This is a genomic window from Streptomyces sp. YPW6 (assembly GCF_018866325.1).
Lineage (GTDB): Bacteria > Actinomycetota > Actinomycetes > Streptomycetales > Streptomycetaceae > Streptomyces.
Genome location: NZ_CP076457.1, coordinates 2631598 through 2655071, shown reverse-complemented (window position 1 = coordinate 2655071; position 23474 = coordinate 2631598). Strand labels below are relative to the sequence as shown.

General features: G+C 71.3%; 23 protein-coding genes. 10 read left to right on the top strand and 13 right to left on the bottom strand.

Annotated elements, in window-relative coordinates; translation table 11 throughout:
- Positions 1 to 29: 29 nt before the first annotated feature.
- The 3 genes from KME66_RS11485 to KME66_RS11475 form a co-directional block, all read right to left on the bottom strand.
- Positions 30 to 1067 (bottom strand): sigma-70 family RNA polymerase sigma factor, encoded by a 1038-nt coding sequence (locus KME66_RS11485; RefSeq protein WP_216321621.1) that lies wholly within the window; start codon positions 1065 to 1067, stop codon positions 30 to 32.
- A gap of 192 nt (positions 1068 to 1259) precedes the next feature.
- On the bottom strand, positions 1260 to 1976 hold the full coding sequence (locus KME66_RS11480; RefSeq protein WP_216321619.1) for a L,D-transpeptidase: 717 nt from the start codon (positions 1974 to 1976) through the stop codon (positions 1260 to 1262).
- A gap of 361 nt (positions 1977 to 2337) precedes the next feature.
- Positions 2338 to 3645 carry an MFS transporter gene (locus tag KME66_RS11475; RefSeq protein ID WP_216321616.1) on the bottom strand — a complete coding sequence of 436 codons (1308 nt, stop codon included), beginning with the start codon at positions 3643 to 3645 and terminating at the stop codon, positions 2338 to 2340.
- A 62-nt stretch (positions 3646 to 3707) separates the two neighbouring features.
- Between KME66_RS11475 and KME66_RS11470 the strand changes: the two genes are divergently transcribed.
- Positions 3708 to 4661 (top strand): LysR family transcriptional regulator, encoded by a 954-nt coding sequence (locus KME66_RS11470; protein WP_073228929.1) that lies wholly within the window; start codon positions 3708 to 3710, stop codon positions 4659 to 4661.
- Positions 4662 to 4962: 301 nt separating this feature from the next.
- Here the strand turns inward: KME66_RS11470 and KME66_RS11465 are convergent, their stop codons facing one another.
- The gene (locus tag KME66_RS11465; RefSeq protein WP_079185798.1) at positions 4963 to 5724 is read right to left on the bottom strand and encodes a dienelactone hydrolase family protein; all 762 of its coding nucleotides are present in this window, start codon (positions 5722 to 5724) and stop codon (positions 4963 to 4965) included.
- Positions 5725 to 5827: 103 nt separating this feature from the next.
- Between KME66_RS11465 and KME66_RS11460 the strand changes: the two genes are divergently transcribed.
- Positions 5828 to 6982 (top strand): adenosine deaminase, encoded by a 1155-nt coding sequence (locus tag KME66_RS11460; RefSeq protein ID WP_216321612.1) that lies wholly within the window; start codon positions 5828 to 5830, stop codon positions 6980 to 6982.
- 134 nt (positions 6983 to 7116) lie between these two features.
- Positions 7117 to 7416: a hypothetical protein gene (locus KME66_RS11455; protein WP_073228922.1), complete on the top strand. Its 300-nt coding sequence runs from the start codon at positions 7117 to 7119 to the stop codon at positions 7414 to 7416.
- Between the two features lie 126 nt (positions 7417 to 7542).
- Here the strand turns inward: KME66_RS11455 and KME66_RS11450 are convergent, their stop codons facing one another.
- From KME66_RS11450 to afsQ1, 5 genes are all read right to left on the bottom strand, one after another.
- Positions 7543 to 7752, bottom strand: coding sequence for a PspC domain-containing protein (locus KME66_RS11450; protein WP_073228919.1), 210 nt, complete (start codon positions 7750 to 7752; stop codon positions 7543 to 7545).
- 94 nt (positions 7753 to 7846) lie between these two features.
- Positions 7847 to 8419: a VanZ family protein gene (locus KME66_RS11445; protein WP_073228916.1), complete on the bottom strand. Its 573-nt coding sequence runs from the start codon at positions 8417 to 8419 to the stop codon at positions 7847 to 7849.
- 187 nt (positions 8420 to 8606) lie between these two features.
- Positions 8607 to 9251 (bottom strand): hypothetical protein, encoded by a 645-nt coding sequence (locus KME66_RS11440; protein WP_216321608.1) that lies wholly within the window; start codon positions 9249 to 9251, stop codon positions 8607 to 8609.
- The gene (locus tag KME66_RS11435; RefSeq protein WP_073228910.1) at positions 9248 to 10777 is read right to left on the bottom strand and encodes a HAMP domain-containing sensor histidine kinase; all 1530 of its coding nucleotides are present in this window, start codon (positions 10775 to 10777) and stop codon (positions 9248 to 9250) included. Before KME66_RS11435 ends, KME66_RS11440 begins: the two co-directional genes overlap by 4 nt.
- Complete coding sequence (afsQ1, locus tag KME66_RS11430) at positions 10774 to 11451, bottom strand: two-component system response regulator AfsQ1 (protein WP_178379154.1); 678 nt, start codon at positions 11449 to 11451, stop codon at positions 10774 to 10776. Before afsQ1 ends, KME66_RS11435 begins: the two co-directional genes overlap by 4 nt.
- A 182-nt stretch (positions 11452 to 11633) precedes the next feature.
- On the opposite strand from afsQ1, the gene KME66_RS11425 reads away from it, so the two are divergent.
- The 6 genes from KME66_RS11425 to KME66_RS11400 all read left to right on the top strand — a co-directional run bounded on the left by KME66_RS11425 (position 11634) and on the right by KME66_RS11400 (position 18699).
- Complete coding sequence (locus KME66_RS11425) at positions 11634 to 12425, top strand: SigE family RNA polymerase sigma factor (protein WP_216321606.1); 792 nt, start codon at positions 11634 to 11636, stop codon at positions 12423 to 12425.
- 276 nt (positions 12426 to 12701) lie between these two features.
- Complete coding sequence (locus KME66_RS11420) at positions 12702 to 13166, top strand: hypothetical protein (RefSeq protein WP_253208302.1); 465 nt, start codon at positions 12702 to 12704, stop codon at positions 13164 to 13166.
- Between the two features lie 68 nt (positions 13167 to 13234).
- Entirely contained in the window at positions 13235 to 15490 is a 2256-nt protein-coding gene (locus KME66_RS11415) for a hypothetical protein (RefSeq protein WP_216321605.1), read from the top strand.
- A 4-nt stretch (positions 15491 to 15494) separates the two neighbouring features.
- Positions 15495 to 16556 carry a hypothetical protein gene (locus tag KME66_RS11410; protein ID WP_253208301.1) on the top strand — a complete coding sequence of 354 codons (1062 nt, stop codon included), beginning with the start codon at positions 15495 to 15497 and terminating at the stop codon, positions 16554 to 16556.
- A gap of 53 nt (positions 16557 to 16609) precedes the next feature.
- Positions 16610 to 17629 carry a hypothetical protein gene (locus KME66_RS11405; RefSeq protein WP_216321603.1) on the top strand — a complete coding sequence of 340 codons (1020 nt, stop codon included), beginning with the start codon at positions 16610 to 16612 and terminating at the stop codon, positions 17627 to 17629.
- A gap of 53 nt (positions 17630 to 17682) precedes the next feature.
- On the top strand, positions 17683 to 18699 hold the full coding sequence (locus tag KME66_RS11400; RefSeq protein WP_216321601.1) for a hypothetical protein: 1017 nt from the start codon (positions 17683 to 17685) through the stop codon (positions 18697 to 18699).
- A 23-nt stretch (positions 18700 to 18722) separates the two neighbouring features.
- On the opposite strand, the gene KME66_RS11395 is transcribed toward KME66_RS11400, so the two are convergent.
- The gene (locus tag KME66_RS11395; RefSeq protein WP_073228884.1) at positions 18723 to 19433 is read right to left on the bottom strand and encodes a uridine kinase; all 711 of its coding nucleotides are present in this window, start codon (positions 19431 to 19433) and stop codon (positions 18723 to 18725) included.
- Between the two features lie 62 nt (positions 19434 to 19495).
- Here KME66_RS11395 and KME66_RS11390 point away from each other — a divergent pair, with 62 nt between their 5' ends.
- Complete coding sequence (locus KME66_RS11390) at positions 19496 to 19915, top strand: hypothetical protein (RefSeq protein WP_073228881.1); 420 nt, start codon at positions 19496 to 19498, stop codon at positions 19913 to 19915.
- An 84-nt stretch (positions 19916 to 19999) separates the two neighbouring features.
- Here the strand turns inward: KME66_RS11390 and KME66_RS11385 are convergent, their stop codons facing one another.
- The 3 genes from KME66_RS11385 to deoC are packed head-to-tail and all read right to left on the bottom strand — an operon-like array spanning position 20000 to position 23299.
- Complete coding sequence (locus KME66_RS11385) at positions 20000 to 20917, bottom strand: aldehyde dehydrogenase family protein (protein ID WP_073228877.1); 918 nt, start codon at positions 20915 to 20917, stop codon at positions 20000 to 20002.
- Positions 20910 to 22346, bottom strand: coding sequence for an aldehyde dehydrogenase family protein (locus KME66_RS11380; protein WP_216321599.1), 1437 nt, complete (start codon positions 22344 to 22346; stop codon positions 20910 to 20912). Before KME66_RS11380 ends, KME66_RS11385 begins: the two co-directional genes overlap by 8 nt.
- Before the next feature lie 5 nt (positions 22347 to 22351).
- A complete protein-coding gene (deoC, locus tag KME66_RS11375; protein ID WP_073228962.1) occupies positions 22352 to 23299 on the bottom strand; it encodes a deoxyribose-phosphate aldolase in 948 nt (315 codons plus the stop codon).
- Between the last annotated feature and the right edge of the window lie 175 nt (positions 23300 to 23474).

The window sequence follows — 23474 nt, the reverse complement described above, 5'->3', positions numbered from 1 at the left end:
CCGCCCGTCCACGACGGCGGTCCGGCGTCCTACACGTCCGCCGGGAGCCGGTCGGGCAGACCGAACAGCGGGAACCAGCGCGGGACGTCCAGGAAGCAGTGCATCCCGGTGATCGCCCCGTCCCGGACGTCGATGACCTGCACCGCCCACGGCACGAACCCGGACCCGTCCTCGGCGGGCTTGTAGTGCGCGAAGCCGGGGGACCCGTTGGCGGAGACGGGCACCAGCCTGGAGCCCGCGCACGCCGCCCCGATGGAGGTCATGAAGCCCGTGATGTCCCCGGTGCCCTGGAGCCACAGGTCGAACGGCGGCATCGTCATGACCGCGTCCTCGTGGAGCAGCGCGGTCAGGGCGGCCATGTCATAGCCCTCGAACGCCTTCACATAGCGCTCCAGGAGCTTCTGCTGCTCCTCGTCGAGCGGGTCCGCCGCATCGCCCGCCCGGCCCTCCGTCTCGGTCAGCGTGGCGCGGGCCCGCTGGAGGGCGCTGTTGACCGAGGCCACGGAGGTCTCCAGCAGCTCGGCGACCTCGGCGGCCTTCCAGGCCAGCACCTCGCGCAGGATCAGCACGGCCCGCTGCTTCGGCGGCAGGTGCTGGAGGGCGGCGACGAACGCCAGGCGCACCGACTCGCGCGCCACGGCCGCCTCCGCCGGGTCCTGCACCGACGGCAGGATCCTGCCGTCGGGCATCGGCTCCAGCCAGACGTTCTCCGGGCGGGGGCTCAGCGCGGCCTGGGCGAGCGGGGTCGGGCCGGTCAGATCGACCGGCCGGGCCCGCTTGTTGCCCGCGTTCAGCATGTCCAGGCAGACGTTGGTGGCGATCCGGTACAGCCAGGAGCGGAGCGAGGAACGGCCTTCGAACTTGTCGAAGTTGCGCCAGGCCCGGACCAGGGTGTCCTGCACCGCGTCCTCGGCCTCGAATGCGGATCCGAGCATCCGGTAGCAGTACCCCGTCAGCTCGACCCGGTGCCCTTCCAGGCGGCTGTCGATTCCGGCTCCGTCGGCCGCGCCACCGCCCTCGGCGCCCGCCGCCGCTCCCGTGGCCGTCGTCGTGGTCAGATCGCTCATCGCTCCACCCCTGTCGCGCGCTCTCGCGCTGTGGCATCCGTCACCCGGTACGTCGGAAGCTACCGCAGGCCACTGACAGTCGGGGGTGGAAAACGAACAGGGGGCGTCCGGCGGACGCCCCCACCGGTACCGGAAGCCGCGGCTTCGGCCGCCGGCCGTCCGGCACACCTCGGGATGCGCTCAGCGCCTCGTTCAGGTCCCGGGCTTGCGCCCGTACACGTACACGTCGTCGCCGTTCCTCAGCAGTTTCCAGTATGCCTTCGCGTCGGCGGCCCGCATGTTGACGCAGCCGCCGGAGCCCGGCGGGTTGTACATGGACTTGGTGACCGAGTGGAACGCCTGGCCGCCGTCGAAGAACTGGGAGTACGGCATCCAGACCTGGTAGATGGTCGACCAGTGCTTGACGGCGCGCCAGTAGACCTTCTTGGCCCCGGTCCGCGTCTCCGCGCCGTCCCGGCCGGTCCGCACCGGCACAGGACCGTACGTCAGCTTCCTGCCGTCCTGGATCCAGCTCAACTGCCGGGTCAGGTCGACGCAGGCAATGCGCCCCTTGTCCGTGGGGCACTTCCCCGCCTTGTTCGGGTTCTTCCCGGCCGCCCTCTGGGCGAGCATCGTGTTCATCGTGCGCCAGGTCAGCGGGCCGGCGTAGCCGATCGAGGGGGTGATCCCGTGGGCCTTCTGGAACGTCCGGGTCGCCTTGCAGTCGGCCGTCGACTGCCTGCCGTCCACGGGCCGCCCGAGGAACTTCTCGACCTGTTTCTGGTGGGGCCCCACCGACGTCGTGCAGGACGCCGCCCGGGCGGCGGTGCCGCTGCCCAGGACCAGGGCCGGAGCGGCCATCAGCCCGGCGACGGACAGCGCCACCCCGCGCCGCAGCCGTCCGCCGGATGTCCTCGTCATGTCTCCCATGCGGCAACTCCCCTTCGCCCACAGTGGTTTTGTGGTGACGCCTGGTAGACGTACGAAGAGGGGCGGTGGTTGCACGGGGGAGGTCTCGGATGCGTCCCCGTCCGGTACGTCCGGGACGGCGGCCTTCGGTTCCACGGACGGCCGGACCGGGGCGGACGCGCGCGTGCGGCGGGCGCCCGGACCCTACGTGCAGCCGGCAACCGCCCCCGGGGAGTCCGTTCGGTCAGCGGGTGACCGGCCCCCGGGGAGTCCGTTCGGTCAGCGGGTGACCGGCCCCCGGGGAGTCCGTTCGGTCAGCGGGTGACCGGCCCCCGGGGAGTCGGTTGGTTCGGCGGGTGACCGCACCCCCGGCACCGTCCGCTCAGCGGGCCGCCGGAACCAGCGCCCGCCGCTCCGCCCGCGCCACCCGGGTCCCGTAGAGGGTGATCGAGACGACGCCGAGGACCGCCAGCAGGCCCAGGGCCACCGTCGCCGCCCAGCCCCCGGCGTGGAAGGCGACCGCGCCCAGCGTGCCGCCCGCGCTGGAGCCCAGGTAGTACGCCGACTGGTAGAGCGCCGACGCCTGCGCCCGGCCCTCCGTCGCGGTCCGGCTCACCGAGGACGAGGCGACCGCGTGCCCGGCGAAGAAGCCGGCCGTGATCAGCACCAGGCCGAGCAGCACGGCGGCCAGCCGGTCCGTCAGGGAGAGCAGCAGCCCGGCGGCGGTGGTGGAGACCGCCAGGTAGAGCGCGCCCCGGCGGCCGAGGCGGGCCACCAGGCGGCCGGCGGCCGCGGAGGAGACCGTACCCACCAGGTAGACGAGGAAGATCGAGCCGATGACGCCCTGCGGCAGGCTGAACGGCTCCTCGACCAGCCGGTAGCCGATCACCGTGTAGACCGCGCCGAACACCGTCATGAACAGGGCGCCGATCGCGTACAGCCGGACCAGCAGCGGGTTGCCCAGGTGGGTGGCGACCGTCTTCGCCAGCGCCTTCGGGTTCAGCGAGCCGGGGCGGAAGCTCTTCGCCCTCGGGATGAGGAAGTGGAAGACGGCGGCGCACGCCAGGGCGAGCAGTCCGACCGCCGCGAGCGCGGCGCGCCAGCCCCAGGCCTGGGCCACCCAGCCGGTGAGGATACGGCCGCTCATCCCGCCGATGCTGTTGCCCGCCACGAACAGTCCGATCGCGGCGATCAGCGCCTTGGGCCGCACCTCTTCCGCGAGGTACGCCATCGCGGAGGCCGGAAGCCCGGCCAGCGCCGCACCCTGCACGGCGCGCAGCGCGATCAGCGCGCCCATCGACGGGGCGAACGGCACCAGCAGCCCGACCAGCACCGCGATCGCCAGCGACACCGTCATCATCTGCCGCCGCCCGAACCGCTCCGAGAGCGCGCTCAGCGGCAGGACGAACAGGGCCAGCGCCCCGGTCGCCGCCGAGACCGTCCAGCTCGCCTGCCCGGCGGTGGCGTCGAACGACGCGGAGACGGCGGGCAGCAGGGCCTGGGTGGAGTAGAGGAGGGCGAACGCCGCGACACCGGCGGCGAAGAGGGCGAAGCTCATCCGGCGGTAGCCGGGGCGGCCGGGCTCCAGGCGCTCCGGGGCGGAGGCCGGCGCGGCGGTGGTGGTGACGGGGGACGACGGGGCAGAGGCACCCACCACGATGGTGGATGCCCCGGTATCAGCGGGAGGCATACGTCGAAAGTAGACCCGCGGGTTTCATGCGTCCAATGCACGAAAACGCAATAATCAATCCCATGGTGCATGAACGCAGCTCAGGGCCTCGGCTGTCACCGAGCAGTTACGAAGAAGACATCCGGGCCGTGCTCGCGCCCCGCCTCGCGTACTTCGAGGCGGTCGCCCGGCACGAGCATGTGACCCGCGCCGCACACGAACTGGGCGTCCCGCAGTCCACGCTCTCGCGGGCCATGGTCCGGCTCGAAGCGGACCTGGGCGTCGCCCTGTTCGCCCGCAGGGGCCGTACGGTCTCGCTCACCCCGGCGGGACGCACCTTCCTCGGTTCGGCCGAACGCGCCCTGGCGGAGGTGGAGAAGGCCGCCGACTCGGTCCGGGCGGACGCCGACCCGACGGCGGGCCGGGTCTCCTTCGGCTTCCTGCACACCATGGGCTCCGAGACCGTGCCCGCCCTGATCCGCGCCTTCCGGGCCGACCACCCGAGGGTCCGCTTCCAGCTCGTGCAGAACTACGGCGAGGCGATGATCGAGCGGCTCCGCGCGGGCGGCCTCGACCTCTGCCTGACCTCGCCCGTGCCCGACGCCCCCGACCTGGTCACCCGCCGCCTCGACGAACAGCGGCTGCGCCTGGTGGTCCCGGACGACCACCGCCTCGCCGCCCGCCGCCGGATCCGCCTCGCGGAGGCCGCCGACGAGACGTTCGTGACGCTGGAGCCGGGGTACGGGCTGCGCCGGATCACCGACGACCTCTGCGCCGAGGCGGGCTTCACCCCGCGCGTCGCCTTCGAGGGCGAGGAGGCGGAGACCCTGCGCGGGCTGGTCGCGGCCGGGCTCGGGGTGGCGCTGCTGCCGCCGCCCGCCGTCGCCCGCCCCGGGGTCGTCGAGCTGACGGTGACGGCGCCGCGCGCGGCCCGTGAGATCGGCGTCGCCTGGCTGGACGGGCACCCCGACACCCCGCCGGTCGCCGCCTTCAAGCGCTTCCTGCTCTCGCGGCGGGGGAACCTGCTGCCGGACTGAGGGGGGCGGCCCCGGCAGGGCGCGGGGGCCTCGTAGGGGCCGGCGGGTGCACCGCTCCTGCGGGCCCCACTGCTCCTGCGGGCTCGACTGCTCCTGCGGGTCTCGCTGTTCCTGCGGGCCCCACCGCTCCTGCGGGCTCCACCGCTCCTGCGGGCTCCACCGCTCCCGCCGGCCCCACTGCTCCTGCGGGCTCCACGGCTCCAGCAGGCCCCCCGGGCCCTGCTGGTCTCGCGGGTCTTGACCCTCCCGGTCCTCCCGGTCCTCCCGGTCCTCCCCCTGGTCGCCCGGCCCGGCGTCCGCCTCAGTGCCGCAACGACCGCCCGAACCCCGCGGCCAGCGGCATCCGCAGCCCCAGCGGCGGCGGCGCGGCGAGCGCGTCCGCGACCGGGCGGGCGTAGGACCGGGCGAAGAGCGAGCCCCGGACGAAGTCGGCGGACAGGGCGACCACTTCGGAGCGGTGCTGGCGCAACGCGTGCCCGTCGGAGTGGACTTCGAAGCGGCAGGTGTCCCGGTTGGCCTTCTTCACCCGCTCCGCCAGCCGGTAGGACAGCTCCGGGTCGCTTCGCTCGTCGTTGGTGCCGTGCACGATCAGCACCCGCCGCCCCGCCAACTGCTTCACCGGCTCCGGTGCGGCCGCCGTCCGGTCCGGCAGCCAGGGGGCCAGCGCCAGGACGGAGGTGACCGCACCGTGGCCGGCGGCCCGCAGCGCCGCCCGCCCGCCCATCCCGTGGCCGGCCAGGCAGACCGGAACGTCGCCGTAGAGCCGCTGGACCTCGTCGGCCGCCCACGCCGCGTCCTCGGCGGGATGCGCGTCGTCCGCGTTCCAGCCCCGGCAGCGGTAGCGCAGCACGTGCACGGCGAGCCCGTCGGCCTCCCCGGCGCGGGCCAGGGCGCGGGCGAACGGCAGCTGTGCCGCGTACGACAGGGGGGAGGGACGGCGGCGCGAGTCGGCCTCGCCGTCCGGGAGCAGCAGCACCACGCCGCTGACCTCGTCGATTGCTCCGGCCGTCCGAACCACCCGTCCCAGCCTGGCTGCGGGCAGGGGGAGTGCGCGCTGTCCCATGACAGAACAGTCTCAGAAGAGCAGGTGTACTCCACCCGACTTTCCGGTCACTGTTACGCATCGACAACCGGCGCTCTACGCGCGTAGGCGCTAGAGTGCCAAGATGACGAGCCAGACCCCGAATGTCCCTGATTCCGACCAGATCCGGCGCGCCCCCAAGGTGCTGCTCCACGACCACCTCGACGGCGGCCTGCGGCCGGGCACCATCGTCGAGCTGGCCCGCGCGCAGGGTTACGACTCCCTCCCCGAGACCGAGCCCGACAAGCTCGGCATCTGGTTCCGCGAGGCGGCCGACTCCGGCTCGCTGCCCCGGTATCTGGAGACCTTCGCCCACACCTGCGCCGTCATGCAGACCCGTGACGCGCTGTTCCGGGTGGCCGCCGAGTGCGCCGAGGACCTCGCCGAGGACGGCGTCGTCTACGCCGAGATCCGCTACGCCCCCGAGCAGCACCTGGAAGGCGGCCTGACCCTCGAAGAGGTCGTCGAGGCCGTCAACGCGGGCTTCCGCGAGGGTGAGCGCATCGCCCGCGCCAACGGGCACCGCATCCGCGTCGGCGCCCTCCTCACCGCCATGCGGCACGCCGCCCGCGCCCTGGAGATCGCCGAGCTGGCCAACAGCTACCGCGACCAGGGAGTCGTCGGCTTCGACATCGCGGGCGCCGAGGCCGGTTTCCCGCCCACCCGCCACCTCGACGCGTTCGAGTACCTCAAGCGCGAGAACAACCACTTCACCATCCACGCGGGCGAGGCCTTCGGCCTCCCGTCGATCTGGCAGGCCCTCCAGTGGTGCGGCGCCGACCGGCTCGGCCACGGGGTGCGGATCATCGACGACATCGAGGTCGACGAGGACGGCTCGGTCACCCTCGGCCGCCTCGCCTCCTACGTACGGGACAAGCGCATCCCGCTGGAGATGTGCCCGACCTCCAACCTCCAGACCGGCGCCGCCGACTCGTACGCCGGGCACCCGATCGGACTGCTGCGCAAGCTGCACTTCCGCATCACGGTGAACACGGACAACCGGCTGATGAGCGGGACCAGCATGAGCCAGGAATTCGAGCGGCTGACCGACGCGTTCGGATACACGCTCGACGACATGCAGTGGTTCACAGTCAATGCGATGAAATCAGCTTTCATTCCTTTCGACGAACGTCTCGCGATGATCAATGACGTCATCAAGCCCGGATACGCCGAGCTGAAGTCGGAGTGGCTTTTCCGGCAGACCGCTGTGACCAGCAGTTCTTCGATGGCCGGTAGCTGAGGGGTGCATCAGGTGAAAGGGCCGGGAAGCAGTTTTCCGGCCCTTTCCCGCGTGTCGGGATGTTTGCGGACCGGGCGGCGGGATGGCTAGTTTGCAGAGCCGCTCACATCCCCTTCCCCAAGGATGAATTCTCCATGAAGAAGTCTGCCAAGACTCTCGGTGTCGCCGCTCTCGGTGCCGCTTTCGCCGCTGCCGCCGCCGGCAGCGCCTCCGCCGCCCCCGCGCTGCCGCTGGACGCCGCGGCCGGGGCGCTCCCCGTCTCGACGATGGCCGTCGACGCCGTCGCGCAGTCGGTCCAGAACGCGCCGGTCCAGGACACCGTCGGCAGGGTCCTCGGCGGCCAGGCCACCGACGCGGCCGCCCCGGTCACCGGCCTGCTCGGCGGACTGCCCACCCAGGGCCTCACCGCCAACGGGATCCCGCTCGGCGGCTGATCCGCACCCCGCGCGCCGGGGATCCGGCGCGCACCCGCACAGACCGGTGGGGCGCACACCCTCGTCCAGGGTGTGCGCCCCACCGTGCGTTCCCGCCCGTCTTCCCGCTCCCCGTGGTCCGGTGCGTCACCAGGCCGTCGCGGAGGAGGCGGACTTCTCCGAGGGCAACAGCGCCCACAGCGCCAGGTAGAGCAGGAACTGCGGGCCGGGCAGCAGGCAGGAGACGACGAAGATGACGCGCATGGTGCCGGCCGACATACCGAAGCGCCGGGCGAGGCCCGCGCACACTCCGCCGATCATGCGGCCTTCGCGGGGGCGGACAAGTGGGGCGGCCATGGTGGGCTCCTTCGCGAACCGTAGCGGCAGGAGCAGCGTTCTCTGCTCCCCGATGTCTCCATGGTGCCCCCGCGAAGAGGGACAAAGCATCGCTCTACGGGGCGAGACCGACCCCGGTAATCGTCGGGGTCGACCCCTGAGGGGCCTCCTCCCCGAGCCGGGTCTCCTGCCGGCGGTGGAGCAGGTCCCGCACGCCGGGCAGGCCCCGGCGGCGCAGCCGCGCCCGGCAGACCGGGACGACCAGCAGGTGGGCCAGGACCACCCCGGTGGTGTTCAGCAGCAGCGAGTCGACGTCGACGACCTGCCCCGGTACCCCGGTCTGGCCGAGCTCGATGGCCAGCGAGATCAGTGCCCCGGCGGCGACCGTACGGAGCAGCGAGACCCAGGGGGAGACGAAGATCCGGCCCCCGGCCATGGGCAGCAGCACCCCGAGCGGGGCGAGCAGCAGCAGCGCGCCGCCGATCCGGCGGGCCGCCTCGGCGGGTCCCAGCGCGAGGTCCGCCCTGATCCCGGCGAACGGCTCGAAGTTCGCGGCCGTGATCCAGGGCACGTCCAGCGGGCGCAGCGTCAGCCACGCGACGAACAGGAGGTGTGCGATCAGGAGAGTGACGCCCGCCGCGCGGAAGTGGATGACGGCCTCGCCGTCCGAACTGTGACGCACGCCCACCAAGACGCCACGACCGGCGGGATCGGTTCCGTACCGTCCGGGGCGGCTGAGTCACAACGGCAGCCCCGCGCGGCCCCGCCCCTCGCCGGGCTTCTCCGCCCCTTCTCCTGCGGCTTCCCCGCGGCCTCCGTCTCCTGCGGCTTCCCCGCGCCTCCCCGCGCCCTCCACGCGCCCGGCGGGTCCCGCGTCAATCCAGCCGGAGTGCGTCCGGCGTGGCCAGGTCCCCCGGCCGGGACTTCGTCTGCGAGGTGCACAGATAGCCGCGCGGCGGGTAGTCGCCGGGCCCGCCCAGCACCACCGAACCGTCCCGGACCAGCCCGTCGCTCTCCGCGTACGTGCACACCAGCTGGGCCAGCGCCTCCGCCGACAGGTCCTCCGGCTGACTGCTCAGGCGCAGGGTGCCCGCCGGGTCGCCGTCCCGGGGCGGATCCACCCGCAGCCCCGCCGGAACCGCGGTGGTGAACCCGGCCCGCCGCTCGCCCGTGGACGGTGCCCGCTGGATCTCCCTCAGCAGGGCGCGGGCCACCTCCACCGGGTCGGCGCCGACCGTGTCCGCCGGCACCGGACGGTCCACGGTGACCAGCTGCGAGGCGCACACCAGGTACACCTCGGCGCTCACCCGGTCCGGCGACCGGGTGGACGCGTCGGAGGCGGCGAGCCGGCACGGCACCCGGGAGGGCGCGGCCCCGGCGTCCACCGGCACCGACGTCGTCCGGATCCCGCACCCGGAGACCAGCGCCGCTACCGCCAGCAGCCCCGCCAGCCGGACGGCCGACCGTCCCCGCGGCCGCAGCGGGCTCCGCCTCCCGTACGTGACATCGCCGCGCTTCACGTCGCCCCGTCCTCGCCCGTCGCCTCCGCGCCCGGTTCGCCGTCCCGGACGATCCTCTCCGCGTCCCGCGGCAGCCGCAGGGTGAACACGGCACCGCCGTCAGGGGAGTTCGCCGCCGAGATGTCACCGCCGTGGATGTGCGCGTTCTCCATGGCGATGGAGAGACCGAGCCCGCTGCCCTCCGACCGCGGACGGGAGGCGCTCGCCTTGTAGAACCGGTCGAAGACATGCGGCAGCACATCCTCGGGGATGCCCGGACCGTGGTCCCGTACGTCGATGACGAGCTCGTCGCCCTCGGTCCGCACCCGTACGCCCACCGGCGAACCGCCGTGCTTGAGGGCGTTGCCGATGAGGTTGGCCAGGATGACGTCCAGCCGGCGCGGATCGAGGCGGGCCATCGTCCCGCGCTCCGCGTCCAGGTGCACCGCGTCCAGCCAGGCCCGCGCGTCGATGCACGCGGTCACTTGGTCGGCCACATCGACGTCGTCCAGCACGAGCCGGGCCGTACCCGCGTCGAAGCGGGTCACCTCCATCAGGTTCTCCACCAGGTCGTTCAGCCGCCGGGTCTCGCTGACCACCAGATGCACGGCGGGCGCGATCATCGGGTCCAGGTTGTCCGCCTCTTCCTCCAGCACCTCGGTGACCGCGGTGATCGCGGTCAGCGGGGTGCGCAGCTCGTGCGACATGTCGGCGACGAACCGGCGGCTGGCCTCCTCCCGCGCGCTCATGTCCGCGACCTTCTTCTCCAGCGAGCTCGCCGTCCTGTTGAACGTACGGGACAGATCGGCCAGTTCGTCCGTGCCGGAGACCACGAGCCGGGTGTCGAGCTTCCCCTCGCCGAGCTTGCGGGCCGCGTCGCCGAGCCGCTGCACCGGGCGCAGCACCGTCGTCGCGGCCGCCTGCGCGAGCAGCGCCGAGCCGACCAGCGCGAGGGCGGTCGCGATCCCCAGCGACCAGGCGAGCGAGTTGAGGTCCTGCCGCTCCTGGTCGAGCGACTTGAGCATGTAGCCGGTCGGCCCGCCGCCGATGATCCGCGTACCGGCGACGAGATACGGCGTGCCCGCGATGCTCGTGCGCTGCCAGAACAGGTGGTACTCGTGCTCGTTGCTCGACGTCAGCGGCTGCTTGCGGGCCACCTGCTTCTGCAGCGAGTCCGGTACGTGGGCCCGGGTGAAGGTGTCCAGGTCGGAGTAGCCCACGATCGGCTTGCCGCGCTCCCGTTCGTCCTCCAGGAGCACGCTGTAGCCCGGACTGCTCGACGCCATCTCCCCGGCGGCCCGCTGGAGATCGTCCTTGGTGGGGCGTGTCGGCAGCGCCGCCGCCGTCTCCTGCATCTGCCGCCGGAAGTCGTCGAGGGCCCGGTCCTGGGTACGGGTCAGCACGGCCTCGCGGTTGAGCCAGTACGCGATCCCCGACGCGGACACCGCGGCGACCAGCGCGACCAGCGCGAACACCACGACGAGCCGCATCCGCAGACTGGTCCAGCGCAGCCCCGCACGCAGGGACCGCTTGACGGTCTCGGTCACTGAGGCGTGTCCAGCCGGTAGCCCACGCCCCGCACCGTACGGATCAGGGTCGGCGAGGACGGCACGTCCTCCACCTTCGCGCGCAGCCGCTGCACACACGCGTCCACGAGCCGGGAGTCGCCCAGATAGTCGTGCTCCCACACCAGCCGCAGCAGCTGCTGCCGGGACAGGGCCTGTCCGGGCCGGCGGCTCAGCTCCAGCAGGAGCCGCAGCTCGGTCGGCGTGAGCTGCAGATCCTCCCCGTCCTTGGTGACGGTCATGGCGGAGCGGTCGATCACCACGTTGCCGAAGGTCGCCGAGTCGGTCGACTCGCGCTCGCCGCGGCGCAGCACCGCCCGGATCCGGGCGTCCAGCACCCGGCCCTGGACGGGCTTCACCACGTAGTCGTCCGCGCCGGACTCCAGTCCCACCACGACGTCGATGTCGTCGCTGCGCGCGGTCAGCAGAATGATCGGCAGCTGGTCGGTGCGGCGGATCCGCCGGCACACCTCGAAACCGTCGATCCCGGGCAGCATCACATCCAGCACGACCAGGTCGGGCCGCTGCTCGCGCAGCAGCTCCAGGCCGTCCTCTCCCGTCGCCGCGGTGGCCACACGGTGGCCCTGGCGTGACAGCGAGAGTTCGAGGGCCGTGCGGATGGCGTCGTCGTCCTCGATCAGCAACAGGAAAGGCACGAGCGTCATTCTGGCCCATGGTGGCGCTTCAGTTCGACCTGTGGTCCCGTCCGATGGTCCGGGCACGGCCGCGACCGCCCCTGTGACAGGCCTGTGACAGTCGGGGGACAGCGCCATGAAACTGCCCCGGCAAGCTCTAGGTCAGCAAGGAACGAACGGACTCCACCGATAGGGGGCGCGAGATGGACGCACTGCACAGCACCGGCTCAAGCGCAGTTGTCACGCGCCTCCACGACATCGGCCGGAGCAGCGAGAAGTCCGGCGCGACGAACCTGCGGGGGTGTGTCCGCAGTGCCGGGCGTCAGCACCTGCCGTCGCAGTCGACCGCGGAGCAGCCGCGTAAGACGTTCATGACGGTGGTCGACGCACCCACGGGGGATGTGGGGCGCAACGGGGGAAGCGCGTACGGGAAGGCCACGGGGGATCGCACCGACCGGACGGAGAACGCGGACGCCGAAACGGCGTTCACGGCCTACGTCCAGGAGCGACGGGCCTCCCTGTACGCGACCGCCTACCACCTGACCGGCGACCGCTTCGAGGCCGAGGACCTGCTCCAGAGCGCCCTGTTCTCGACGTACCGGGCCTGGGACCGGATCAGCGACAAGGCGGCGGTCGGCGGCTATCTGCGCCGCACCATGACCAACCTGCACATCAGCGCCTGGCGCAGGCGCAAGCTCAACGAATACCCGACCGAGGAGCTGCCGGAGACGGTGGGCGACACGGACGCGATGCGCGGCACGGAGCTGCGGGCGGTGCTGTGGCAGGCGCTCGCCCGACTGCCCGAACTCCAGCGCACGATGCTGGTCCTGCGGTACTACGAGGGCCGCACCGACCCGGAGATCGCGTCCATCCTCGACATCAGTGTCGGCACGGTGAAGTCGAGCATCTGGCGCTCCCTGCGCCGGCTGCGCGAGGACGAGGTCCTCAGCTTCGGACGTGACGAGCAGGAGTCCTTCGGCGAGCTGGTGGCCTGAGGCAGGGCCCTCCGCTTCGGGGGAGGCGGGGGCCACGGGGGAGTACGGGGGAGCAGGAAAACGGGGACCGAGGGGACCCGGGGGAAAACGGGGGAGTACGGGGAACGGCTCGGCGCTTCGGGGGAGGCGCGGGGTAACGGGGGAAAGCCAGTGGGGTCGTACGGGCCGGGGGGTCCTGTACGGCCCCACTGGCGTGTGGCGAGGCCGGGAAGCCCACTTGTTAGGGTGAACGGGCCACGTCAAACGTGGGTAATGCCGAGGATTCCCGGGGGACGGATGAGCAGCCAACCAGGTGACCCGACGGCGACGGCCGGAGCCGCACCGGCATCGATGCGGCTCAACGAGGCCCCGGCCGACACCTCCCCGCCTCCTGTCTACGGACCGTTCGCGCCGGGACAGGCACCCGGGCTGGTCTCCAGTCCGGCGCAGAAGCGCGCCGCGGCCAACGCCATCGAGCAGCACCTCGAACCGGACACCAAGAAGTCGGGCAACTGGGCGAGCGAGGAGAACGCGGCCGCGGTCACGGCGCTCGGCGCCAAGGACGGCGAGGGCTGGATCACCTCGCGTGCGATGAAGGACGCGCACACCGCGTGGGGCAAGCAGGTCCGGAACCTGATGAACCGCCTCGGCAGGGAGAAGAGTTCCCTGCGCGATGCCAACACCATCCTCCGGGGCGCCGAACTCCAGACCCAGCAGCTGCTGGGGCCCCCGCTCCCGCCCTCGCCCTTCAACGGCTACTGACCCGCTGCCGGCCGGGGAAGCCGGATCGTCACGTTTCACCGGGCACTGAGAACAACGGGGGAAAGGCCATGCCCAGCTACCACGAGATCATGACCACGGACCTGTCCTGCCTGACCAAGGCCGCGGACAAGTGGACGGACATGGCAGGAGAGTTCAACAAGCGCGAGAAGCAGTACGAGAAGGACGTCCACGGCATCACGCTGGGGCCGACCTGGGTCGGACTGAGCGCGAGCGCCGCCAACGCGTCGTTCGGTATCACGCTCAACGAGTACAAGGCGGCCCAGGCCGAAGCGAAGGCGGTCGCTTCTCTGCTCCGGGACGCGCACACGCAGTTCACCGAGCTCAAGGGCAAGCTGCAGACCGCGAGGAGCGGTGCCGTGAAGGCCGGCATGAAGGTGTCGGAGGCCGGCAGGGTCACCTTCGACACGGAGGCCTTGAGCGAGGGCGCCCGGTCCGCGTACCACCACGACCCGGACTACCAGAAGTCGGTGCGGGAAGCGGTGACGTCCTGGCAGCAGGAGATCGACCGGCTGGTCGCCGCGACGTCGGACGCGGACGCCGGTGTGGAGATCGCCCTGAAAGGGGTCGTGCAGGACTCGGACGTCACCGACGGTACGACGAACGGATTCAACGGAAAGCCCCTCGGCGACATCGAGGAGTACGAGGCGCGGAACACCGAGGAGACCGCGGAGCGTCTGATCGACGGCAAGGAGGTCTCCGCCGCGGACCTTGCCGAGTTCGAGCGTTCGGTGCGGGACAACGCCGGTGACAAGGTGTTCAGCCAGTCCCTGCTGACGAGGCTGGGACCCGAGGACACCATCAGGCTGAGCGATGTCCTCGCGGACCGGCAGCAGGAGGGCGGAGCCTCGGGGGCCCAGTCCACGAGGCTCCTGGGCGGCCTGGCGAACACGGTGGCGACCGCCACCCAGGTGCCGGGTTCGATGGCGGACGCCGGGCCCGGCTCGGCGAAGTACCAGGCATGGATCAACAGCGGCGACGGCGCGTTCTACAAGAAGTTCACGGACGGCCTCAAGGAGTCCGGAGCCAAGAACTTCGACTCGAAGACCAACCCGCTCTACGGCTACCGTCCGTTCGTCGAGATGATGACGCACGCCGACGTGCCGTTCGACGACCAGTTCCTCAACAAGCTGGGCGACGACATGATCGCCGCGGAGAAGGACAACAGCGCCATCTTCCAGCAGTGGGGCGGCAACCACCGCGAGGGCCGGGCCGACGCGCTCGACAGCCTGCTCGGTGTGATGAGCAAGAACCCCGACGCCTCGACCGCGTTCTTCAACCCGGAGGTGGACAACGGGCAGGCGCACCTCGACTACCTGATCGGCAACGGGGACGGGGCTCGGGAGTGGCCTCAGCAGCACGTCGTGGCAGGACCCAGAGTGATCACCACCGATGATCCGTTCAGCCGCCATGGCCTGGGCCTCGCGCTGGAGGCAGGGACGACGGGGAACGAGCCGGGGGCGGCGCTGGGCAAGCCCGGCCCGCACAGCGAGGGTCAGGCCCGGGTCATGCAGGCGGTCATCGCGACGCTGGACCAGGGGGCGAAGGGCGACAGCGTCCCCGAAGCCCTCAAGGTGCCGCTCGGCCGTGCGCTGAACGACTACACGGCGGACACGCACGCCATTCTGGGCGGGTACGGGCCGATCGACCAGAGCCGCATCGCCGAATCGGACGAGGGAGCCTCCATTTCGAACGGAAAGCACAGTGTGATCAGAGTGATGCGCGGTGTGTCCGACGGTGTGATCGATAACGACGCAGAGGGCAATCCCCTACGAGTATTCGACGCCATGTACGAGGCGCAACGACTGTATGCGGTGGAGCACCTGGACACTGGTCGGCAAGTGCCCCAGAGCAGCTTGGTGGAGAACGTCACCAGTTGGGACGTCAGGTCGCGGGAGGTGGGTGGGGCCTTCGGCGCTCTGAACGCTATCGGTACAGACATGGTGCTGGACGTTCGCGACGCCGAGATCGGAAAGATCAACGACCAGGCGCGCTACGGCTATCACGGCCTCGGGGCGGTGGCCAACATGATCCCCCAGGTCGGTGACCTGGCTCAACGTGCCGTGGACGTCGCTGCGTACGAGTGGTCCACCGCTGTCATCGACGAGGCGGACAGGGCGGCGAAGGGCGAAGTCAGCACAGAGACCGAGAAGGACATGCTGAGCACGAGGGGGCTCATCCAGGACTGGGCGGACACCCGAGGCGCCAAGGAAACTGATGCCGCGAAGAACGCCGTGCAGGAGGCGGGGCAGAGCTTCTTCACCAGCCGTGAGGAAGCGTATTCGGCTTTGCGAACCAGGAAGTGAGCAAGTGAGCACAGCAGAGGGTGGTACGGGGCGGGCGTGGAAGCCCTGGGGCGTCGTGATGGCGGTTCTCCTGGTGGTCGCAGGGCTGTTGCACGTCTGGCGCAACACCAATGTGCTGACGGAGGACCGGGTCTGTGGAGGGTTGGTCTCGGCAGAGCAGGCGAACGGGGTCCTTCCAGGGGCCGGCCGTATCGACGCAGAGGGCGACGGGCTCGGCAAGGAACTCACCGACACGGTCTGCCGGATCGAGAAATCGTCTGTTGTGCTCGGGTCGGGAGAGGGAGCATTGACTCTCAGGGTCCGGGCGCAGCAAGGCATGGAGATCCTGGGGGTGTACGGAGTGTCTGAACTTCCGGAGACGTCATTCTTCTCCGGTGCGGTGACCGGTGGAGTTGATGACGAACTGGGGTGGGCTCTGCTGCCGGAGGAGTGCTGGGCGCCTCAGCCGGTGTTCGTCGGGATCAGCTCCACCGAACGGATCTCCGACCGCGAGGCATTCGCCGCCCTGACCACCGACACGGCCCGAGCCATTGCGGCCGGGGAGGGGTGTGGCGATCTTCCGGAGAAGCCCGAGAGGCTCCTGCCACCGCGCTCGGATGCGCCCCGCCCGGCCTCCGAGGGGCGGGTGTGCGGTTTGGGCGGCCTGTCCGTCAGCGGCCAGGTGCCCGAGGGCGTGAAGGTGCTCGAAGCAGGGCAGAAGGCTCCTGCTGACCTCTGGTCCTGCAAGCTGACCCTGGATGACGACTCGCGTGACTCTGTCCGCGCGGCTGGCTTCATGGCGTACTCGGCGTCCCGGGATCCGCTGCTCATCGCCGCGGTGAAGAAGACGCCGGGAACGAGCGAGGGCAAGGCTCCGGACGGCAGAAGGGCAGATCTCGTCGGTGAGAGCCAGATGATTCTTCCCTGTGCGGAAGGCGACGCTCTCTATCTCGCGGTCGAGGCCAAAGGGCAGTACTGGGAGGCGCGTGAACTTTCGGACCTTCCGCCATCGGCCGAGTACGTCGAGCCTTTCGTGCAGGCTGCCGCCAAGACCTTCGGCTGCACAGCCCCCGCCGAGGCTCAGTGAACACAGCAGAAGCAGCAGACCGTACACGTCCGGCGTGGAAGGTCTGGGCGGCCGTGGCCGCCGTGGTCGTGGTGGTCGCGGGGCTGCTGCACGTCTGGCGCAACACCAACGTGCTGACGGCGGACCGGCTCTGCGGGGACCTGATCTCGACGGAGCAGGCGGACGCGGTGCTTCCGGGGGCCGGGCGTCTGGACGCCGAAGGGGACGGGCTGGACGACGACGACCTGACGGATACGCGCTGCAGGATCGAGAAGTCGTCCGTCGTCCTCGGTTCCGGCGAGAGCGGGCTCAGTGTCCGGCTCTGGGGGGTGCGGGGCCATGACCCGCTGGCGTTCGAAAGCGAGCCCTACCCCCCGGGCGCCTCGTACTTCACCGGCGAGGTGACCGGCGGGGTCAACGCGTACAAAGCGTGGGTCATGCTGCCCGAGAAGTGCTGGACCGACCGGCCGGTGGTCGCCGAGTTCAGCGTCGACGAACCGGCTGCCGACCGTACCGCCTTCGCCGCCCTGGCCACCGACACCGCACGGACCATCGCAGCCCGGACCAAGTGCGGTGACCTCCCGGAGAAGCCCGGAACGCTCGTGTCCCCTCGCTCCGATGCCGCGCGCCCGGTCTCCGAGGGACAGGTGTGCGGCCTGGACGGCCTGACCGTGGCCGGTCAGGTGCCGGCCGGGACGAAGGTACTCGAAGAGGGGCAGAAGGCCCCCGCAGACCTGTGGTTCTGCAAGCTGACCCTGGACGACGAGACGAATGGCTTCGTCCGTAATGACGGCTTCATGAAGTACGCCGCCACTCGGGACCCGCTGCTCATTGCCGCCATGAGGAAGTTCCCGGGCACGGCCGGAAGTACGGCGCCGGACGGCCGGTCAGTCGAAGAAGTCGACAAGGGTGCCGGATTCATCCTGCCCTGCGCGGACGGCGACCCTCTCTATCTGGCGGTGGAGTCGGGGCAGCAGTATCTGAAAGCGGGCAAGCGCCACCCGGACCTGCCGCGGCGGGATGCCTACGTCGGGCCCTTCATGAAGGCCGCCGCCAAGACCTTCGGCTGCACAGCCCCCGCCGAGGCTCAGTGAACACAGCAGAAGAGGCAGACCGTACGCGTCCGGCATGGAAGGTCTGGGCAGTCGTGGCCGCCGTGGTCGTGGTGGTCGCGGTGCTCCTGCACGCCTGGCGCAACACCAACGTATGGACGGCGGACCGGCTCTGTGGGGGGCTCGTATCGGCAGAGCAGGTGGACGCGGTGCTTCCGGGGGCCGGGCGTCTGGACGCCGAGGGGGACGGTCTCGACAAGGACCTGACGGATACGGTGTGCCGGGTCGGCAAGTCGTCCGTGTTGCTCGGCTCGGGGGAGAGTGAGCTGACGGTACGGGTGTGGGCGGAGCAGGGCGACGACCTCCTGGGAGTCGAGCACCTGCTGGACCTGCCGAAATCGTCGTTCTTCTCTGGAGCGGTCACTGGCGGAGTCGACCGGCGCCAGGCATGGGCCCTGCTGCCCGAGAAGTGCTGGACGGAGAAGCAGCCCGTCATCGTCAGGGTCAGCACCACCGGGCCGATCACCGACCGCGCCGCGTTCGCCGCGTTCACCACGGACACCGCCCGCTCCGTCGCGGCCGCCGCGCACTGCGGTGACCTGCCGGGGAAGCCCGGGCCGCTCGTGCCGCCCGTCTCCGACGAGGCCCGCCCGGTCTCCGAGGGCCGGGTCTGCGGCCTGGACGGCCTCTCCGCACGCGGTCGGATTCCGGAGGGTGCGAAGGTGCTCGCGGCGGGGCAGAAGGCGCCTGCCGGTCTGTGGTCCTGCAAATTGTTCCTGGACGACGACTCGTCAGGCATCGTCCGCGCGGAAGGCTTCATGACGTACGTGGCCTCCCGGGACCCGCTGTTCACCGACGCGGTACGGAAGGCACCGGGAACGAGCGAGGGCAAGGCTCCGGACGGCCGTGCGGCTGAGGTCGTGAATACGCAGAAGATGATCCTGCCCTGTGCCCAGGGTGATCCCCTCTACCTGGCGATGAAACCGGGCCTGCAGTACCTCGAAGCCCGCGAGCCTGCCGGCCTCCCGGCATCGGACGCGTACATGGCCCCCTTCGTGAAGGCGGCCGCCCAGACCTTCGGCTGCGCCGCCCCCGCCCCCGCCACCGGCTGAGCGCGAGCGTGGGGGCGTCCGTCCTACTCCGGGACCGGCGCCCCCACGCTCGCCCGGCGGCACCGCCCCGCCGCCGCGGCGGCGAACCGCCCCAGCGCCTCCTCCTTGCCGCACGGATACGCCCCCAGGGCCGTCTGGCGGGCCACGATGCGCCGCTCGGCCCGCATCAGGCGCCAGCCGCGCCGCAGCAGGAACGGGACCGACTTGCGGCCCTCGCGCAGGTCCCGCACCAGGCGGCGGCGGAACGTCGTCGACGGGCGGCCGCGCAGGCAGAGCGCGTCGGCCAGCAGCCCCAGTTCCTGGCAGCGCTCCACGATGTCCGCCGCGAAGATGCCCTCCGCCACGAACAGCGGGGAGCGCCCGATGTGGAAGGTCTCGTGGCCCGTACGGGAGCTGGTGGCGATGTCGTACACCGGAACGTCCGTACGGCCCCGCCGGCACAGTTCGGCGATGGCGGCCACCGCCACGTCCGCGTCCCAGGACGCGGCGGAGTCCCAGTCGATGTCCGCGGAGCCGGGGACCCGGGGCAGCGTCGGGTCGTCGTGCTCCTTGTAGAAGTCGTCCAGGCGCAGCACCGGAAGGCCGGTGCGGGCGGCCAGGACGGACTTGCCGGAGCCGGAGGGGCCCGCGAGCAGGACGACGCGGGTCGGGATCGGTTGGGAACTCACAGAACAGAAGTGTGAGGCATTGACCCGCGCAGGGGACCCCTCGGGTCTCCTGTTGGTATCCGGCATCACACCTCAACTACTCTGCGCGTACGGACGATTACCCGACCAGGCTCGATCAGGTGGAAAACATGGCACTTCATGCACGTAAGCCCGAACGTCGCGTCCTGCTGCGCGCCGGTCTGACCTTCACCGCGCTGGGAGCCGCGCTGGGGGCCGGTGCGGGCTCCGCACAGGCTGTCCAGCTGCCGGCCGCGGCCGAGGCCCCGGAGCAGGGCGTCTCCGCCCTCCAGGCGCTCGGCGAGACGGCCGCGCCCGCCGTGACGAGCGCGCTCGGGACCTCGCTGGCCAGCAGCGTCGCCCCGATCACCGACCTTCAGCTGGACCCGCTGGCGGGGACCGGGGTGGACCCGCTGGACAACGCCGTGGGCACCCAGATCGCCGACTTCAAGCCGGTCACCACCGCCATCGTCACCGACCCGATCACCAGTGGCGGCGCGCTGAGCGACCTGCCCGTGGTGGGGTCGGTGACCAAGCTCGTCACCGGCTGACGCACGCGGACGCGGACACGGCGGACGGGGCCGCCCCGGGGTGGTGGGGCGGCCCCGTCCGGGTGCCTGGGGAGCGGTCCGTCCTCAGTACGAGGAGCCCGCGGCTCCCAGGGCGCCCGTCGGGTGCCAGACCGTCTTGGTCTCCAGGAACGCCGTCAGGCGGTCCGTGCCGGGGGAGGCCGACCAGTCCTCGGCGTCCGCCGCGCCGTCCGTGTCCACAGGCTGTGGACGGCGTACGCGCTTCAGGTTGTCCGCCGCCGCGATCTCCAGCTCCTTGGCCAGCCCGGCGTCCGCGCCGGTCAGGTCGATCGCGTTGACGTCCTGGTGGGCGGCGAGCGGTGCGGCGATCTCCGCGGTGACGCCCGTCAGGATGTTGACCACACCGCCGGGCACGTCCGAGGTGGCCAGGACCTCGCCCAGCGACAGCGCGGGCAGCGGGGCGTCGGCGGAGGCGACGACCACGGCCGTGTTGCCGGTCGCGATCACCGGGGCGATCACCGAGACCAGCCCGAGGAGCGACGACGTGCGCGGTGCGAGGACCGCGACGACGCCGGTCGGCTCCGGGGTGGAGAGGTTGAAGAAGGGACCCGCGACCGGGTTGGCCCCGCCCGCGATCTGGCCGATCTTGTCGGTCCAGCCCGCGTACCAGACCCAGCGGTCGATCGCCGCGTCCACCGCGGCCGCCGCCTTGGACTTCGACAGCCCCTCGGAGGCGGCGACTTCGCGGACGAACTGGTCCTTGCGGCCCTCCAGCATCTCCGCGACGCGGTAGAGGACCTGGCCCCGGTTGTACGCGGTCGCGCCCGACCAGCCGCCGAACGCCTTGCGCGCCGCCACGACGGCGTCGCGCGCGTCCTTGCGCGATGACTGCGGCGCGTTGGCGAGCCACTGGCCCTTGGAGTCGGTCACCTCGTACACCCGGCCGCTCTCGGAGCGGGGGAACTTGCCCCCGACGTACAGCTTGTAGGTCTTGAAGACGCCAAGTCGGTTCTGATCAGACATCGAGGTACGCCTCCAGGCCGTGGCGGCCGCCCTCGCGGCCGAAGCCCGACTCCTTGTAGCCGCCGAACGGCGACGTCGGGTCGAACTTGTTGAACGTGTTGGCCCAGACGACGCCGGCGCGGAGCTTGTTCGCGACCGCGAGGATGCGGGAGCCCTTCTCCGTCCAGATGCCCGCCGAGAGGCCGTACTGACTGTTGTTGGCCTTGGCGACCGCCTCGTCCGGGGTGCGGAACGAGAGCACGGAGAGCACCGGGCCGAAGATCTCGTTCCGGGCCACCGTGTGCGCCTGGGTGACGTTCGTGAAGAGCGTCGGGGCGAACCAGTAACCGGAGGAGGGCAGTTCGCAGGGGGCGCTCCAGCGCTCCGCGCCCTCCGCCTCGCCCGTCTCCACCAGGGAGGTGATCCGGGCGAGCTGCTCGGCGGAGTTGATCGCGCCGATGTCGGTGTTCTTGTCCAGGGGGTCGCCCAGCCGCAGGGTGGAGAGCCGGCGCTTCAGGGCGTCCAGCACCTCGTCCTGGACCGACTCCTGGACCAGCAGCCGGGAGCCCGCGCAGCAGACCTGGCCCTGGTTGAAGAAGATCCCGGTGACGATGCCCTCGACGGCCTGGTCGACCGGGGCGTCGTCGAACACGATGTTCGCGCCCTTGCCGCCCAGCTCCAGGGTGACCTTCTTGTCCGTACCCGCGACCGACCGGGCGATGGCCTTGCCGACGGCGGTCGAACCGGTGAAGGCGACCTTGTTCACGCCCTCGTGCGTGACGAGCGCCTCGCCCGCGTCCCCGTAGCCGGTGAGGATGTTGACGACGCCCTTGGGCAGCCCGGCCTGACGGCAGATGTCCGCGAAGAACAGGGCGCTCAGCGGGGTCGTCTCGGCGGGCTTCAGCACCACCGTGTTGCCCGTGGCCAGTGCCGGGGCGATCTTCCACGCCAGCATCAGCAGCGGGAAGTTCCACGGGATGACCTGACCCGCCACACCCAGCGGGCGCGGGTTCGGCCCGTACCCCGCGTGGTCCAGCTTGTCGGCCCAGCCCGCGTAGTAGAAGAAGTGCGCGGCGACCAGCGGGAGGTCCGCGTCGCGGGTCTCCTTGATCGGCTTGCCGTTGTCGAGGGTCTCCAGGACGGCCAGCTCGCGGCTGCGCTCCTGGATGATCCGGGCGATCCGGAACAGGTACTTCGCGCGCTCGGAGCCGGGCAGCGCCGACCACTTCTCGAACGCCTTCCGCGCCGCCTTCACGGCCCGGTCCACGTCCGCCGCGCCCGCCTGTGCGACCTCGGAGAGGACCTCCTCGGTGCTCGGCGAGACGGTCTTGAAGACCTTGCCGTCGGCGGCCTCGGTGAACTCGCCGTCGATGAACAGCCCGTAGGACGGGGCGATGTCGACGACGGAACGCGACTCCGGCGCCGGTGCGTACTCGAATGCGGATGCCATGGCTATCAGTCCACCGTCACGTAATCGGGGCCGGAGTAACGGCCGGTGCTGAGCTTCTGGCGCTGCATCAGCAGGTCGTTGAGCAGGCTGGACGCGCCGAACCGGAACCAGTGCGGGTCCAGCCAGTCCTCGCCCGCGGTCTCGTTCACCAGGACCAGGAACTTCACCGCGTCCTTGGTGGTGCGGATGCCGCCGGCCGGCTTCACCCCGATCTGCACGCCGGTGGCCGCCCGGAAGTCCCGGACCGCCTCCAGCATGAGGAGGGTGTTCGCGGGGGTGGCGTTGGTGGCCACCTTGCCGGTCGAGGTCTTGATGAAGTCCGCGCCCGCCAGCATCCCGATCCAGGAGGCCCGGCGGATGTTGTCGTACGTGGACAGCTCGCCGGTCTCGAAGATCACCTTGAGGCGGGCGGTCCCGCACTCGGCCTTCACGGCCACGATCTCCTCGTAGACCTTCAGGAACCGGCCGGAGAGGAAGGCCCCCCGGTCGATCACCATGTCGATCTCGTCGGCCCCGGCCGCCACGGCGTCGCGGACGTCCGCGAGCTTGACGTCCAGCGCGGCGCGGCCCGCCGGGAAGGCGGTCGCCACGGACGCCACCTTCACGCCGGTGCCCGCGAGGGCGGCGGCGGCGGTGGGCACCATGTCGGGGTAGACGCAGACGGCCGCGGTGCGCGGGGTCGTGCGGTCGGTGGGGTCGGGGTTGACGGCCTTGGCGGCGAGAGCCCGGACCTTGCCCGGGGTGTCCGCGCCTTCCAGCGTCGTCAGGTCGATCATCGAGATGGCGAGATCGATGGCGTACGCCTTGGCCGTCGTCTTGATCGAACGGGTTCCGAGGGAGGCGGCGCGCGCTTCGAGGCCGACGGCGTCGACGCCGGGCAGCCCGAACAGGAAGCGGCGCAGCGCACTGTCGGACGCCGTCGCGTCGGAAAATGCGGGAGCAGTGGTGGGCATGGTCACCAGAGGAGCATATCTACGCGCGTAGCGACCTGTACAGGGGGACGGGCGATCCGTGCGTTCCGTCCGCCGCGCCCGGCCGGGTCGATCCGGCCGGTCCGCCTCCCGTGCGCCTTCGGGGCACGGGCACGGGCGGGCGCTCCGCCGGGCCGGACGCCCATCGGGCAGAATC